Annotated in this window: 17 protein-coding genes; 10 read left to right on the top strand and 7 right to left on the bottom strand. The window is 58.5% G+C overall.

From position 1 onward, the window contains the following. Positions 1-50 precede the first annotated feature (50 nt). Complete coding sequence (gene proC / locus F3I21_RS06340; RefSeq protein ID WP_021507232.1) at positions 51-863, bottom strand: pyrroline-5-carboxylate reductase; 813 nt, start codon at positions 861-863, stop codon at positions 51-53. Between the two features lie 144 nt (positions 864-1007). Between proC and F3I21_RS06335 the strand changes: the two genes are divergently transcribed. Next, positions 1008-1451: a YaiI/YqxD family protein gene (locus tag F3I21_RS06335; protein WP_010616571.1), complete on the top strand. Its 444-nt coding sequence runs from the start codon at positions 1008-1010 to the stop codon at positions 1449-1451. Here F3I21_RS06335 and F3I21_RS06330 read toward each other — a convergent pair whose 3' ends face one another. After that, the gene (locus tag F3I21_RS06330; RefSeq protein WP_058775202.1) at positions 1452-2138 is read right to left on the bottom strand and encodes a DUF2076 domain-containing protein; all 687 of its coding nucleotides are present in this window, start codon (positions 2136-2138) and stop codon (positions 1452-1454) included. 332 nt (positions 2139-2470) lie between these two features. Here F3I21_RS06330 and aroL point away from each other — a divergent pair, with 332 nt between their 5' ends. Then, positions 2471-2995 (top strand): shikimate kinase AroL, encoded by a 525-nt coding sequence (gene aroL / locus F3I21_RS06325; protein ID WP_150058507.1) that lies wholly within the window; start codon positions 2471-2473, stop codon positions 2993-2995. Positions 2996-3105: 110 nt separating this feature from the next. Further along, a complete protein-coding gene (locus F3I21_RS06320; protein ID WP_021507229.1) occupies positions 3106-3297 on the top strand; it encodes a YaiA family protein in 192 nt (63 codons plus the stop codon). A 76-nt stretch (positions 3298-3373) separates the two neighbouring features. On the opposite strand, the gene F3I21_RS06315 is transcribed toward F3I21_RS06320, so the two are convergent. Continuing rightward, entirely contained in the window at positions 3374-3568 is a 195-nt protein-coding gene (locus F3I21_RS06315; RefSeq protein WP_132466392.1) for a hypothetical protein, read from the bottom strand. A 17-nt stretch (positions 3569-3585) separates the two neighbouring features. Between F3I21_RS06315 and F3I21_RS06310 the strand changes: the two genes are divergently transcribed. From F3I21_RS06310 to ppnP, 5 genes are all read left to right on the top strand, one after another. Further along, entirely contained in the window at positions 3586-4344 is a 759-nt protein-coding gene (locus tag F3I21_RS06310; protein ID WP_058757986.1) for an IclR family transcriptional regulator, read from the top strand. 182 nt (positions 4345-4526) lie between these two features. Further along, a complete protein-coding gene (locus F3I21_RS06305) occupies positions 4527-6086 on the top strand; it encodes an OPT/YSL family transporter (protein WP_150058506.1) in 1560 nt (519 codons plus the stop codon). A 15-nt stretch (positions 6087-6101) separates the two neighbouring features. After that, the gene (locus F3I21_RS06300) at positions 6102-7034 is read left to right on the top strand and encodes a DUF1177 domain-containing protein (protein WP_150058505.1); all 933 of its coding nucleotides are present in this window, start codon (positions 6102-6104) and stop codon (positions 7032-7034) included. 2 nt (positions 7035-7036) lie between these two features. Further along, a complete protein-coding gene (locus tag F3I21_RS06295; protein WP_150058575.1) occupies positions 7037-7714 on the top strand; it encodes an AroM family protein in 678 nt (225 codons plus the stop codon). A 104-nt stretch (positions 7715-7818) separates the two neighbouring features. After that, positions 7819-8103, top strand: a complete 285-nt coding sequence (gene ppnP / locus F3I21_RS06290) for a pyrimidine/purine nucleoside phosphorylase (protein ID WP_010616577.1) — start codon at positions 7819-7821, stop codon at positions 8101-8103. Between the two features lie 195 nt (positions 8104-8298). Here ppnP and rdgC read toward each other — a convergent pair whose 3' ends face one another. Beyond that, positions 8299-9210: a recombination-associated protein RdgC gene (gene rdgC, locus F3I21_RS06285; protein ID WP_021507129.1), complete on the bottom strand. Its 912-nt coding sequence runs from the start codon at positions 9208-9210 to the stop codon at positions 8299-8301. Positions 9211-9357: 147 nt separating this feature from the next. Here rdgC and mak point away from each other — a divergent pair, with 147 nt between their 5' ends. Continuing rightward, positions 9358-10269 carry a fructokinase gene (mak, locus tag F3I21_RS06280; protein ID WP_150058504.1) on the top strand — a complete coding sequence of 304 codons (912 nt, stop codon included), beginning with the start codon at positions 9358-9360 and terminating at the stop codon, positions 10267-10269. A 60-nt stretch (positions 10270-10329) separates the two neighbouring features. Here mak and F3I21_RS06275 read toward each other — a convergent pair whose 3' ends face one another. The 3 genes from F3I21_RS06275 to eat all read right to left on the bottom strand — a co-directional run bounded on the left by F3I21_RS06275 (position 10330) and on the right by eat (position 13972). Continuing rightward, the gene (locus F3I21_RS06275; protein ID WP_150058503.1) at positions 10330-11262 is read right to left on the bottom strand and encodes a LysR family transcriptional regulator; all 933 of its coding nucleotides are present in this window, start codon (positions 11260-11262) and stop codon (positions 10330-10332) included. A 137-nt stretch (positions 11263-11399) separates the two neighbouring features. Then, positions 11400-12398, bottom strand: a complete 999-nt coding sequence (locus tag F3I21_RS06270; protein ID WP_150058502.1) for an aldo/keto reductase — start codon at positions 12396-12398, stop codon at positions 11400-11402. A gap of 209 nt (positions 12399-12607) precedes the next feature. After that, complete coding sequence (eat, locus tag F3I21_RS06265; protein WP_058758051.1) at positions 12608-13972, bottom strand: ethanolamine permease; 1365 nt, start codon at positions 13970-13972, stop codon at positions 12608-12610. Positions 13973-14239: 267 nt separating this feature from the next. Here eat and F3I21_RS06260 point away from each other — a divergent pair, with 267 nt between their 5' ends. Further along, positions 14240-15244: a phosphotransferase enzyme family protein gene (locus tag F3I21_RS06260; RefSeq protein ID WP_150058501.1), complete on the top strand. Its 1005-nt coding sequence runs from the start codon at positions 14240-14242 to the stop codon at positions 15242-15244. Positions 15245-15455: the final 211 nt, after the last annotated feature.

Here is a 15455-nt window from a genome sequence, read left to right as displayed (position 1 = left end):
CCCCTCTCCCGCCTGCGGGAGAGGGTTAGGGTGAGGGGAAACCCGCACCATCACTGCTTACTCAGCGCCTCGGACTTCGCCATGCACTGCTGCATCGCGCCCATCACCGCAGCGCGGAAGCCTTTCTCTTCCAGCACCTTCACCGCTTCAATGGTGGTGCCGCCCGGTGAGCACACCATATCTTTCAGTTCGCCAGGGTGTTTGCCGGTCTCCAGCACCATCTGGGCGGAACCTTTTACCGCCTGCGCCGCAAACTGATAAGCCTGTGCCCGCGGCATGCCGCCCAGCACGGCGGCATCAGCCATCGCCTCGATAAACATAAACACGTAAGCCGGTGCCGAGCCGCTGACGCCCACCACGGCATGAATCAGATACTCGTTCACCACCGCCGCTTTGCCGAAACTCTCAAAAATGGTCACCACCTCGTCCACTTCCTGCGGTTCCACCAGCACGTTCGGCGTAATAGAGGTCATGCCTTCGTTGACCAGCGACGGCGTATTCGGCATCACGCGGATGATTTTACGGTCATGACCGAGTACCGCCGCCAGCGAATCCAGCGTCACACCTGCAGCAATCGACACCACCAGCGCATCTTTCTTCAGCTGGCCGGCCAGATCTTTGAGCACTTTGAGAATCACGTTGGGTTTCACCGCGCCAAACAGAATGTCCACTTCACGTGCCAGACTCTCGACGCTTTCCGCCGCCGTCACGCCATACTGCTGCGCCATCGCCTGGTTGGTGTCGGGTTTTCGATCGTGCACCCAGATATTGGCCGGGGCGATCTGCCCGCTGTTTACCAGGCCGCTGATGATGGCTTTCGCCATATTGCCGCAGCCGACAAACCCGATTTTCTTCTCCAGCATCGCTTTATCCTTAACGTGGTTCGGTTTTCTCAGTGGGTTAGCTTACGTCAGCGGCGGTGAATAACAAGTCGCGCACAAATAACATTTGCCATTCGCGGCCAGCGCGGCAAGATCGCAGGCATTGCCCGTTAATAAGGATTAAACATGTCGATTTGGGTGGATGCCGATGCGTGTCCCAATGTCATCAAAGAGGTGCTGTATCGCGCCGCTGAGCGCACCAAAGTCACCGTGACCTTCGTTGCTAACCAGCCGCTGCGCGTACCGCCGTCGCCGTTTCTGAAAACGCTGCAGGTAGCTGCCGGCTTTGATGTGGCCGATAACGAGATTGTGAAACGCGTGCAGCCGGGCGAGCTGGTGATTACCGGCGATATTCCGCTGGCAGCAGAAGTGCTGGAGAAAGGGGCGGCAGCGCTGAATCCGCGCGGGGAGCGTTACAGCAGCGATACCATTCGCCAGCGTCTGACCATGCGCGATTTTATGGAAACGATGCGCGCCAGCGGCATTCAGAGCGGCGGCCCGTCGGCATTAAGCCCACGAGACCGCCAGCAGTTTGCTAACGAACTGGATAAATGGTTACGTCAGCGTTAATCAGACGAAGCTGTCGTCGTCGTCAAAATCACCGCCGCTGCCGAAATCGTTGAAATCATTGTTATCGGCAAAGCTGTTGTTGTCCCAGCCTGAATTGTCATTCAGGAAGGCGTTGTTGCTGTCATTGCCGTTGAAGGTGTCCAGATTATCATCCACCTGCGGCAGCGCCGGTTCGTTGATGATATTGACGATCTCTTCCGGCTGCGAATGGTGGAACAGGCTGGTCAGCATGTCCGCCATCACCACACCGCCGGCCACGCCGACAGCCGTTTGCAGTGCGCCGCCAAGAAAGCCGGTACCGCGCGCCGGTGCAGCATACTGCTGCTGAGGCGGTGCGGCATATTGTGGCTGTTGCGGTGCGCTGTTCCATGCCGGCTGTTGCGGCTGCGCCGGGCGTGAACCGCCGCCAAACAGGCTCGACAGGAAGCCGCCGCTGCTTTGCTGCGGGGCCTGCTGCTGCGCCTGCGCCAGACGGCTCTCCAGCTCCGATACCTGCGCGTTGAGCTTTTTCATCGCCGCTTCCTGAATCAGGATCGCCTGCGCCATGTAGTAGGGCGCACCGGGCTGGCTCTGTAAATGCTGATTGATTAACTGTTCGGCACCGGCATCACGCGGGCCGCTCTGGCTTTCTGCCTGTTTCAGACGGCTGAACAGGCTTTCAATAAGTTGTTGTTCCTGGCTCTGCATGGTGAACCTCCGGTTAGGCATAGCGTGTTGTTCTTCAGGCGACCAACAGGACGTCCGTTGCCTGAACTATAAAGCGTATATGCGGGCTGCGTGACAGAAAGTAAATCAGCGGCCTGGTAAGCAAATGTTGCCCCGCGCTTACAAATCGCCTGATGCACGAAATGCGCATCGTTTTTCCGTTTAAAATCATGGAAATGGCACTGACTATCGCTGAAATACGCGTAATTCGTGCTTCGCGGCTGGCTGATAAAATAAAATCCAGGTATCATGCGACGCATTATTGACCTGATGACGTTGCCCGCGCGGCAGACTACGGCGGAGGATGAGCCCGGATGTCATTACCCATCTATCTGATCGGCGCACGCGGTTGCGGTAAAACCACCATTGGCCAGGCGCTGTCGCAAGCGCTGGGCTATGCCTTTCGTGACACCGACCACCACCTGCAGCTCACCACACAGCGTAGCGTGGCAGAGATTGTGGCAACGGAAGGCTGGGACAGCTTTCGCGCGCGTGAAAGTGAATCGCTGCGAGCGGTTACCGCGCCTGCCAGCGTAATCGCCACCGGCGGCGGCATGGTGCTGGCTGATGTCAATCGCCACTTCATGCGTGAGCAAGGCCAGGTCATCTGGCTCAACGCGCCCTCTGGCGTGCTGGCCGATCGGCTGGAGCGCCAGCCAGAAGCGGCACAGCGTCCGACCCTGACCGGCCGGCCTATCGCGGAAGAGATGGAAGATATCCTGCGTGAACGCGCGCAGCTCTATCGTCAGGCCGCGCACCATGAAGTCAACGCGATGCAGGCACCGGAGCAGGTGGTGGAACATATTCTGCAATCGCTGTCTCTCGCCCGCGCCAGCTAACTGCCTAAGAATTCTCCCTCTTTTTTACAGCGATCCTCGATTGTCTATACTCAATAGCAGGCAGAGGATCACCGCTGTCTGTGTGGAAACCTGACATAAGAGGGAAAACGATGCCAACCAGACCACCCTATCCGCGAGAAGCGCGCATTGTTGCCGTTGAAAAAGGGCAGGCGGGCAATACCGTCACCTGGTATGAATTACGGGCTGACCATCCACGTCCGGATACCTTAATTAGCGAACATAAATCGGAAGCGGAAGCGCAGGATGCCAAAGACCGCTATGAAGATGTGGAAAAAGAATAATCCCGGCGGGCAGGGATGCCCGCTTTAGTTTAATTACGTCCGGTCGCTAAATGGATTTTTTATTTTCCCTGATGCGCTAATTACGGCGATAAAAGCTGCCGTCTTTTCTGTTTAATCGCTCTCCTGCCTGATAACGTCTTTTTATTTTGCCTTTAGCCCTTATTTTCTGCTGCCTTAAATAGCCTGCGTTTTGTCCGGTGCAAAATTTGCGCTTGACCGATAAACCGTCGCGTTTTACTTTCGGGTTATCGATACAGGAACTCAGTTCCATATAGTGAAACCAGCGCCATGACCACACTCGAAAATGCCGCCGCCGTGCTTAAGCTGTTTCAGCGCTTTGGCGTGGCGCAGGGCCATCCCGGCCTGACCTTTACCGAGGTGGTGGAGGCGCTGGGGCTGCCGAAAAGTACCGTGTCGCGCCTGCTGGCGACCATGGAAAGCGAAGGCTTACTGGAGCGCGATCCCGACAGCCGCTGTTTTCAGATTGGCCGCGTGCTGTTGTCCGTTGCCGGGCACTATCTTTCGACACCGCTGATTGACAGCGCATCGGCGCCGATGGCGCGCCTGGCGGCCAGCAGCGGCTGCATGGGCTATATCTCAGTGCTGGACGGTGACGATGTGCTGGTGATGCGCATGTACCACGGTCGCTTCTTTACCCAGCTGGTGACGCCGCCGGGTACACGGGTGTCGGTTACCGGCACGTCGACCGGCCGCGTGCTGTTAGCGCAGCTGAGCGATGACGAGGTGCGCGCGCGCTTCAGCGATAACTGGCAAACCGCGTCGATCAATTCACCGCTGAACATCGATGCACTGTGCAAAGAGCTGGCATTGATTCGTCAGCAGGGCTGGGCACTGGCCCGCAATGAAACGCTGCCTGGCATTAGCTCGCTTGCCGTAGCGGTAACCAATAAACACCGCGGTGAAAGTGCCGCACTTTGTCTCTCATTTCTTTCGCAGGAAGCGGCCCCGGGTTATCCGGAAGCGCTGCTCAGCGAATTGCGCGCAACGGCTGCACTGATGGCCGAAAAATACGGCGCAGCGTCCTGAATAAAACAGGACAACCCTAATTTGATTTCAAGGCGTAATACTTCGCGCCACACCGGGGAAATAGCAGGTCTTCGGACCTGCTTATTTCAATAATCAGGGAACGATGAATAAAACGTTGAGGTTCCGCGTGTCGGGCACAATGTCATTGCGCGTTTTCTACAGGGTGAAAATACGGGGATAATATGCGTCTGGATAATCCAATAAAAAATATTGGCGTGGGCCTGATGCTGGTTCTGCTGTCAGTTGCAGGGGCCATCATTGGGGTACAGCTGATCACAACTATTGGGGTAACGCCCAATACTTCCATTATCGGCGCGCTATTTGCCATGCTGCTGGCGCGCATTCCACTGCAGTGGTTTCGCCGCTACCGTTCGGTTGAAGTGCAAAACCTTGCACAGACCGCCATCTCTTCCGCCACCTTCGGCGCTGCCAATAGCCTGCTGATGCCGATTGCCGTGCCGTGGGCGCTGGGTGAGCCGCAGCTGGTGCTGCCGCTGTTTGTCGGCGTCAGCGCGGCAATGCTGCTGGATGCGTGGCTGCTGTATCGTCTGTTCGACACGCGCGTATTCCCGGCCAGCAATGCATGGCCACCGGGCGTGGCAGCGGCAGAAGCGATCAAAGCCGGTGATAAAGGCGGTCGCCAGGCCTGGCTGCTGGTGGCCGGAATCGTGGGCGGCGTCGCGGGCTCGATGCTGAAAATCCCGATGTCCGCCTTTGGTACGGCATTCATTGGCAATATCTGGGCACTGACCATGCTCGGCATTGGCTTCCTGCTGCGTGCCTATGCGCAACCGGTTGCCGGTATTGATATTAATGCGCTGTACATTCCGCACGGCGTCATGGTCGGAGCCGGTCTGGTGGCGCTGATTCAGGTGGTGCAGGTGATTCGCAGTCGCCGTCACGACAACCTCAACGTCAGCCGCAGTGACAACGAAGTCAAACGCGCGCTCGGCCTGGGGACTGTCGGCTATATCGTAATCTCGGCACTGCTGGCGCTGGGTGGCGGGCTGTGGAGCGAGATGGGCCTGCCGATGCTGCTGCTGTTTATTATCTACGCGGCCTTTGCCGCCTTCGTGCATGAGCTGATTGTCGGCATCGCCGCCATGCACTCGGGCTGGTTCCCGGCCTTCGCGGTAGCGCTGATCACCCTGATCCTCGGCATCCTGCTCGGCTTCCCGCCGCTGGCGCTGTGCCTGCTGTGCGGCTTCACCGCGGCCACCGGTCCGGCCTTCGCCGATATGGGCTATGACCTGAAGGCCGGCTTTATTCTGCGCGGCAACGGGGCCGATGTGCAGCAGGAGCTGTGGGGCCGCCGCATCCAGCTGATCGCCGCGATGATCGCTTTCGTCATCGCAATCCCGGTGGTGTGGTATGCGCATAACCTGTTCTTTGTCGACAATCTGCTGCCGCCGGTGGCGCGCGTTTACGCCAAAACCATTCAGGCCGGCGCGGAGTCGGGCATTGCCGGCAGCCTGCTGATGTGGGCGATTCCGGGAGCGATTATTCAGCTGATCGGCGGGCCTAAGCGCCAGCTCGGCGTGCTGTTAGCCACCGGTCTGTTAATCAACAACGCCGCCGCAGGCTGGGCGGTGCTGGTCGGGATTGCGTTACGTGTCCTGATCCTGCGCGTGTGGGGCGAGCGTGGACGTTCACCGATGGAGGTGATGGCCGCTGGATTCATTGCGGGCGACGCGCTGTACAGCTTCTTCCACTCACTTTTTGCCAGTAGCAGTAAGAAATAATCCAGGGATTTAGCGATGAGTTTACAGCAGACACTACAGGTTTTTGAGTTACTCGACAGCGCCTGCGTGGATGGCCAGCAGGTGGTCGATCTGTTCGCCGCCTTTCCGGGCGTGCAAGCCAGCTTTAAGCGCGTCAGCGGGCCAAAAGGGCGCACCGATTTTGTGCGCATCGACATTCCGGGCGCCCAGGGCAAAAGCCGGGGCGGCAGCGCGCCGACGCTGGGGATCATTGGCCGTCTCGGCGGCATCGGTGCGCGCCCGACGCGCATCGGCATGGTGTCCGACGCCGACGGTGCGGTTGCTGCGGTGAGCAGCGCGCTGAAGCTGGCACAGATGCAGACCAAAGGCGACGTGCTGGCCGGCGACGTGATCGTAACCACGCATATTTGTCCGGATGCGCCGACCCGGCCGCACGAGCCGGTGGACTTCATGGATTCGCCCTGCGACGACATCACCATGAATGACAACGAAGTGGTTGCGGGCGTCGACGCGATTCTCTCTATCGATACCACTAAAGGAAACCGCATCCTCAACCATAAGGGCTATGCGCTGTCACCCACGGTGAAAGAGGGCTACATCCTGCGCGTATCGGAAGATCTGCTGCGCATTATGGAGATGACCAGCGGTCAGCCTGCGGTGACGTTCCCGATCACCACGCAGGACATCACTCCTTACGGCAACGGCGTGTATCACCTCAACAGCATCCTGCAACCGTCCACTGCCACCGATGTGCCAGTGGTGGGCGTCGCGATTTGTGCGCAATCCGTGGTGCCTGGCTGCGGCACCGGCGCCAGCCATGAAGTGGACATCGCGGCGACCGTGCGCTTTGCGGTGGAGGTGGCCAAAGAGTTTGGCCGTGAGACCTGCCAGTTTTATGACCCGCAGGAGTACGCGCTGCTGCTATCTTTGTATGGTAGCCTCAGTCACCTGCGCAGCCGGAAAGCCTGATGATGAAACCGTCGCTAGTAACCTTAACCATTGGCCAGTCACCGCGTAGCGATATTTTGCCGCTGCTGCAGGAGCATTTGCCCGCCGACGCCGTCGCGCATGCCGGTCTGCTGGATGGCCTGACGCTGGCCGAAGTGGAGCAGTTATACGCTCCCGCGCCGGGCGATAAAGTGCTGGTTTCGCGCATGAGCAGCGGCGAACAGGTACGGCTGGCGGCGGCCACCGTCGAACAGGGACTGCAGCGTAAAATTACCGCGCTGGAGCAACAGGGTTACGACACCATTCTGCTGCTGTGTACCGGTGAGTTCGGCACGCTGAAAACCACGTCGGCGCTGCTGCTGGAGCCGGATCGCATCATTCCGCCGCTGGTCAGCGCCATCGTACAGGCGCACAAAATCGGCATCGTGGTGCCGGTTGAGGAGCAGATCGCTGAGCAGGCCAGCAAATGGTGTAACCTGCAAAGCTCGCCCTGTTTTGCCGTCGCCAGTCCATACCTGGCGCAGCAGAGCGAACTGATGGAAGCCGGACTGACTCTGCAGGAGCAGGGCGCTGATGTGGTGGTGCTCGACTGTATCGGTTATCACCAGAAACACCGCGATTTCCTGCAGAACATGCTGGGCATTCCGGTGCTGCTGTCGAATGTGCTGGTGGCGAAACTGGCGGCTGAACTGATCGTCTGATCGAGGCCGATCACAACTTGCGACGGGCGGCGCTAATTCGCGTGACAGATCAGCGAGTTCCCTTGTAATCTGCCGGTAACCCTAATGTGCTGTGAGGAAGTAACATGCTCAACGTAAGTGAGTATTTCGACGGAAAAGTGAAATCCATTGGTTTCGACAGCGTGACCATTGGCCGGGCCAGCGTTGGCGTGATGGCGGAAGGCGAATACACCTTTGGTACCGGCCAGCCGGAAGAGATGACGGTAGTGAGCGGCGCGCTGAAAGTGCTGCTGCCGGGCGAAGCCGAGTGGAAATGGTATGAAGCCGGATCGGTATTTAACGTGCCGGGCCACAGCGAATTCCACCTGCAGGTGGCGGAGCCAACGTCTTACCTGTGCCGCTATCTTTAAGCGTTAAAGCAGCATCCATTATCAACCGGTAATGCCTGTGCGGCGTTACCGGTTTTTTTATGCGCCAGCATGGGGTGTAGCCTGCGGTCAGCATAAATGCTGACCCTACAGGTATGAATCAGCATATTTGCAGGGGCGCCATTCATGGCGACCGTTAAACACACCCGTACTATCCTTCCAGCCGGCGATGCCCGCTTAACGCTGCGCTTCGCCGCCTAACGCTTCCACCAGATTGCTGATCAATGCCGCCAGCTCGCTGGTCATCAGAATGAAATCGGCATCAAAACGCTGGGCGAAATCATCGCGATCGATATCGTCATTCTGCTCGCGCAGCGTGTCGCTGAACTTCAGACGCTTCACCGAGGCGTCATCGGCGATCACCAGCTGAATACGCTCCTGCCAGTCGAGCGCCAGTTTGGTGACCACTTTACCGGCTTCGATGTGGGTGGCGATCTCGTCGGAAACCAGATCCTGCTTTTTACAGCGGATCACGCCGCCATCTTCCAGTATCGCCTTCAGCTCAGCCTCGTCCATCAGGGTGAAACCCGCCGGCAATTCACCGGAGCGCACCCATTCGGTCAGCGTCAGCTCGATCGGATTTTCCAGCGTCAGCGGCACCACCGGCAGCGAGCCGAGGCTCTTACGCAGTAACGCCAGCGTATCTTCCGCTTTCTTCGCGCTGGCGCAGTCGACGATGATCAGATTGTTGACGGTGTCGATCCACATAAAGGTCTGACTGAAACGGCTGAAGGCGCGCGGCAGCAGGCTGTGCAGCACTTCATCTTTCAGCGAATCCTTTTCGGTCTTTTTCAGCTTGCGGCTCTGTTCCGCTTCCAGCTTCTCAATTTTGGCTTCCAGCGCCTGCTTCACCACCGGCGACGGCAGAATTTTCTGCTCGGTGCGGGCACAGATCACTATCTGACCGTTAATCACATGCGTCAGCGCTTCGCTGCGGTTGCCCATCGGCGAGACCCAGCCGGTTTTGGCCATGTCCTGGCTGCCGCACGGCGTGAAGGTGAAGGCGTCGAGCTGTTTTTCCAGATCGTCTGCGGACAGCGGGATGTCCCGATTCAGACGATAAACCATCATATTTTTAAACCACAACATCAGGATTCCTTACCGTGGGTGCGATCGGGCGCACAAGTCTAAAACAGTCAGCGCGCATGATAGCGAAACATCGGAGTGGTTTCATTGCCTTTCCCGATTCAGCCTTCTACTGTATCTGTCACCTGAACGAATAATGAGGAATAAATCGTGCGTATCGGTATTGATTTAGGCGGCACCAAAATTGAAGTGATTGCGCTGTCTGACCAGGGCGAGGAGCTGTTTCGCCACCGCGTGAATACCCCGCGTGACGACTACGCCGCCACGGTGCAGGCGATTGTCGACTTAGTCCTGCTGGCGGAAGCGCAGACCGGGCAGCAGGGGACGGTCGGCATCGGTATTCCCGGCACGATTTCTCCTTATACCCAGCGGGTAAAAAATGCTAACTCGACGTGGCTCAACGGCCAGCGGCTGGACAAAGATTTGGCGCGTGCGCTGAATCGTGACGTGCGCATCGCCAACGATGCGAATTGCCTGGCGGTTTCCGAAGCGGTCGATGGCGCAGGCGCAGGCCAGCCGCTGGTGTTTGCGGTGATTATTGGCACCGGTTCCGGCGCAGGCGTGGCCATCAACGGAGAATCACGCATTGGCGGTAACGGTAATGCAGGCGAGTGGGGGCACAATCCGCTGCCGTGGATGGATGAAGACGAACTGCGCTATCGCGCGGAAGTGCCGTGCTACTGCGGGCTGCAGGGCTGTATTGAGACGTTTGTCTCCGGCACCGGCTTCGCCATTGATTATCAGCGTCTCAGCGGACAGGCGCTGAAGGGCGCGGAGATCATCCGGCTGATCGAGCAGCAGGATCCGGTGGCCGAGCTGGCGATGAGCCGTTATGAAACGCGGCTGGCCAAATCGCTGGCGCAGGTGGTTAACCTGCTCGATCCGGATGTGATCGTGCTCGGCGGCGGCATGAGCAACAACGATCGGCTGTACCAGACGGTGCCGACGCTGATGAAGCAGTGGGTGTTCGGCCGCGAGTGCGAAACGCCGGTGCTGAAAGCGGTGCACGGTGACTCCAGCGGCGTGCGCGGTGCCGCCTGGCTGTGGCCGGTGAAAGGGTAGCGTAACGACGCTTTATGCGTGCTTAACCCCTCTTCCAGCGGAAGAGGGGGCCGAAGCGGGTCAGTGTTGGCTTAACTGACCGGCGTGACACACGATATCGTGCGCATGCAGCACGGCTGGCCGGTTTTCATTCAGTCGGATGGCGGCATAAATATCGATATGCAGTTTTTGCGCTTCATCGTCAGCCAGTGCGCGATAACACAACCCTTCCTGATGAAAGGTACATTTCGACTGCGGCATCAGGGCAAAGCCTTTTCCTCGGGCAATGTGTGTCAGCATAACCAGTGAATCATCGGGCTCTTTAACTCTTTTAAGCGGGGTGTGGAGCTGTGAAAACAAGCGTTCACATTTATCGTAGAATGACGGATTTGCGCTTCTGGCAAACCAGAACAGCGGTAAATCACCGATCGCTTCCAGCGAGACTTTTTCTTTCAGGCTGGCCGGATGTCTGGCCGGCATTGCTACCAGCAAAGGCTCACGACCGATCCACTGGTACTGAACGGTATCTTCGTGGCCGGTTGCTTTTTCGCCCGTCAGTACCAGGTCCAGGCGGTTTTTTGCCAGACACTGCAGCAACTGCGCAGACGTCAGATCGGGCGTTTCCACATCGTCGGCGGCGTCCAGTTTCAGCAGTTGCTGGTGAATGGGCGCAATCAGTGCAAAATTCAGCGTGCGGGTGAGGCCGATACGCAGGCGCTTTTCTGAAGAAAGCGAGCCAGGCTTGAGTTCATTCAGCGCCTGAAGGATCTTCTCCGCTTTGATTACCAGCGCCCGGCCAGCGTCCGTCAGACTGACGTCATGGGTGCTGCGGCTAAACAACGGCTGCTCCAGCACGGCTTCAAGGCGCTTAATCTGTCGGGTTAGCGGAGGCTGAGTCATTCTGAGCCGTTCGGCGGCCCGGCGAAAGTTCAGCTCGTGCGCAACCGCAAGAAAGCATTGAAGCTGTTTCACGCTGGGGAGATGGTTGCTGATCAGGTGCTCTGCCGTCGCCATAGAGTCCATCCGGGTAATCAAAGACGTTATTCTACCCCGCTAAAGATCAGCAGGATATGGGGTTAATCGGTCTGGTCGCGCAGCAGGCTGGCGGCGCGACGTCAGAAAAAATAACCGGGCGTTACCCGGTTATGGCTTCAGGCATTAATGCTTTTCATCCCTTCCTGAGAATAGCGCTCGCCCCTGATCTCAATGTGCTGATGAATAGCGTTCAGTAAGGCGATATCTGCCTGCTCCAGCACGATATCGGCGGCCTGCGCATTTTCCGCCAGATAGCGGGTCTGTTTCGTTCCCGGAATGGGGATCAGCTTGTCGTACTGCGCCAGTAGCCAGGCCAGCGCAATCTGCCCTGGCGTGCAGCTGTACTTTTCAGCGAGCGGGTGCACCGCGTCAAGAAGCTGGGCGTTATGGTCGAGGCTGGATTGACTAAAGCGCGCATTATTTTTGCGGAAATCACCCTCAGCGAAGTCGCTGTTATGACGATACTTTCCGGTCAGAAACCCTCTGCCCAGCGGAGAGTAAGGAACTAAACCTATACCCAGCTCTTTCACCACCGGCAGAATCTCAGCTTCGATATCGCGCGTCCACAGTGAATATTCGGTTTGCAGGGCGGCGATCGGGTGAATGGCATGGGCCCGGCGCAGGGTTGAAGCAGAAACCTCACACAGGCCAATGTGGTTGATCTTACCCGCTTTAACGAGGCGGCTCAGGCATTCCATGCTCTCTTCAATCGGCGTAGCCCGGCTCACGCGGTGAAGATAGAACAGATCGATGCGCTCAACGCCAAGCCTTTTAAGCGATTCATTACAGCTGCGGGTGATGTAGTCAGGTTGGTTGTTAATCGTCCGGGCATAAGCCTGGTCCGCAGGGCGATCGATTCCGCACTTGGTGGTAATGTTAAACTGCTCACGCGTGGTGTTATCCAGACCGGCAAGAAAGTGGCCAATCAGCCGCTCATTATGGCCCCGCCCGTACATATCCGCGGTGTCGATAAACGTGATATTCAGGTCGAGAAGCGTGTGTAACAGCTGCAGTGAAGCGGTGTCGTCTGTCTGACCATAAAATTCGCTCAGTCCCATGGCACCATAGCCGATCGAACTGACAGTCAGGGTTTGCGATAAATGTCGGGTGTGCATAGTGGCTCCTTTTGTGGTTTTTTTGATTGTTGCACCCCGATTACGCGTAATGAATTGTCATTTTCGTCATGCAAAAAAGGTATCACAGCAGCAGGACCGGAGCGGTGCTGAGGTGGGATGGATTTATCGCGTGGGGCAGAAAGAGACGGGCACACAAAGGGCTCTGTGTACCTGTCTCCGTTGCCTGAAGGGCAGGGGCAATGCGTTTGTTACTCGCCGACCAGCATGGAATCCTGCGGTGCGCGCTCGCGCTGGGCTTTTGTGGCGAGGAAGTAAAGGTAGCCGAGCACCATAATCGCCACAAACAATCCGCCGATTACCGGGTTAAACCACAGCATCGCCACCAGACACACCAGCGACAGCACCAGTGCGATGCCCGGTACCAGCGGATAGCCCGGCGCACGGAAGCTGCGCTCCAGATCCGGTGCGCTGCGGCGCAGCTTAAACAGGCTCAGCATACTCATCAGGTACATCACGATCGCGCCGAACACTGCCATGGTGATCATCGCGGCCGTCAGCGTCATGCCCTGCAGGTTGATCAGTCCGTCGCTGTAAATGGCGGCGATACCGATGACACCGCCGGCGATGATGGCGCGGTGCGGCGTCTGGAAGCGTGACAGCTTCGCCAGGCTGGGCGGCAGATAGCCCGCGCGCGCCAGGGCAAAGAACTGACGCGAGTAGCCAAGGATGATGCCGTGGAAACTGGCGACCAGGCCAAACAGGCCGATCCACACCAGCATATGCATCCAGTTAGAGTGCTCGCCGACGATCATCTTCATCGCCTGCGGCAGCGGATCGTTAATGTCCGACAGCTTGCGCCAGTCGCCCGCGCCGCCGGCCAGCAGCATCACGCCAATCGCCAGCACCACCAGGGTAAGAATGCCGCTGATGTAGGCTTTCGGGATGGTGCGCTTCGGATCTTTGGCTTCTTCGGCCGCCATGGCCGCGCCTTCAATGGCGAGGAAAAACCAGATAGCGAACGGGATGGCGGCAAAGATGCCGGACAGCGCTGGCATGCCAAAATGATCGCTGCCAGCCCAGCCGTTGGCGGCGAAGTTAGCGACGCTGAAACCCGGCGATACCACGCCCATGAACACCAGCAGCTCCAGCACTGCCAGCACCGTCACCACCAGTTCGAACATCGCGGCCAGCTTCACGCCGAGAATATTCAGTGCCATAAACAATAAATAAGCCCCGACTGCCGCCGTTTTGGGGTTGAGATCGGGATACTGCACGTTGAGGTAGGCGCCAATCGCCATGGCGATGGCCGGCGGGGCGAACACGAACTCAATCAGCGTCGCCAGACCGGCAATCAGACCACCGGTTTCGCCAAATGCCCGACGGCTGTAAGCGAACGGCCCGCCAGCGTGCGGAATCGCCGTGGTCAGTTCGGTAAAGCTAAAAATAAAGCAGGTATAAAGCGTGGCGATCAGCGCGGTGGTGATCAGGAATCCCAGCGTCCCGGCCACGCCCCAGCCATAGCTCCAGCCGAAATACTCACCGGAAATCACCAGTCCAACCGCAATACCCCATAAATGCAGGGTGCCCAGCGTGGGTTTTAGTTTGCCTGTCATCTTCATCTCCCCGTCATGCTTGTTGTGCGGCGTTGGCACCGCGCTATTGTGGGTTTGCGCTACAGTGAAGGGATAATGCCGCTGCCCGGGACGGGAAAACTTGACGCCGGCGCAGTGAGTTTTGTCCTCTGCGGTCAACTCGCTGCCAGAAAAAGCGCTGGCTGTACGCTGCGGTCAACTTTTGCTGTTCTGCGGTCAGGCAGTCAGGACGACCTCATCCCATGCTGATAACACTGGTTTATAGAGACTGATGCTGGAGAGTGATGAATGAGCGCCAAACAAGCCGAATCCCTGACCGATGCCGAGATCACCCTGCTGGCGCAACGTGCGCTGGCCTGCTATCCCGCCGCGCTGCACGGTGAGCTGCAATTGTTGTGCCGTTCGGAGAACGCCACCTTTTTGCTGCGTGCCGGCGGCAAACGCTACGCGCTGCGCCTGCACCGGCCGGATTACCACAGCAAAGCGGATATTCTCAGTGAACTAATGTGGCTCGATGCGCTGCGCGAGACCGGCATCATGGTGCCGCAGGCCATCCCGGCGCGCGACGGTGAAAGCGTGCTGACGCTGATGCTGGCGGACGGCAGCACGCGTCATGCGGTGCTGTTCCACTGGATTGACGGCGAGATGCCGACCACCGACGTCGATCCCAAAGCCTTTCAGCAGCTCGGGACCATCACCGCGCGCCTGCATCAGCACAGCCGCAGCTGGCAGAAACCCGAAGGTTTTCAGCGCATTATCTGGGATCATCACACCATGGTCAGCGAGCACAGCCACTGGGGGCGCTGGCAGGATGCGCCGCATCTCGATCCGGCCGATCACGGCATTATCGCAGCGGCGGTGGAGCGTGCCGGGCAGGCGCTGGCGGAATTTGGTAAAGAGCGCGATCGCTACGGCCTGATCCACGCCGATCTGCGTCTGACCAACCTGCTGCTGCACAAAGGTGAAACCCGGGTGATCGACTTCGACGACTGCGGCATGGGCTGGTATCTGCACGATCTGGCGGCCGCGATCAGCTTCGTCGAGCACCATCCGCGTGCGGCGGAGTGGGTGGATAACTGGATCCTCGGCTATGAACGCGTGGCGCACATCAGCGATGCTGAGATGGCGCTGGTGCCGACGCTGCTGATCCAGCGTCGTATCCAGATGACGGCGTGGATGGGCACGCACGCCGATACCGAGATGGCGCTCAGCCTCGGGCCGCACTGGGCCAGCCATTCGGTGCGGCTGTGCCGTCGCTATCTTGAGAGCAGCCAGCTGCCGGTAGGCGCGTGACCTGCACCAGCAGAGGGCAGCGGCGTGCGCTGATGGCGTAATCTGGTGCCTGCGCATCAAGCGCGCCAGCCTTCACAGGCGCGCTGACAGGGACGCGGATCGCCGCCGGGAGCGCGCCAGCGGCGGCCAGGCGGTGCATTGCCTTGCACCGCGCGCCGCCGGGTGACGCTGGTATGAAAATTGCTGGATCCCTTCATTCTGTTATCCGCGC

Source organism: Pantoea sp. B_9, from assembly GCF_008632015.1.
GTDB classification, from domain to species: Bacteria; Pseudomonadota; Gammaproteobacteria; order Enterobacterales; family Enterobacteriaceae; genus Pantoea; species Pantoea dispersa.
The sequence above is the reverse complement of the archived record's forward strand: the minus strand, read 5'-3'. Positions and strand labels throughout refer to the sequence as shown.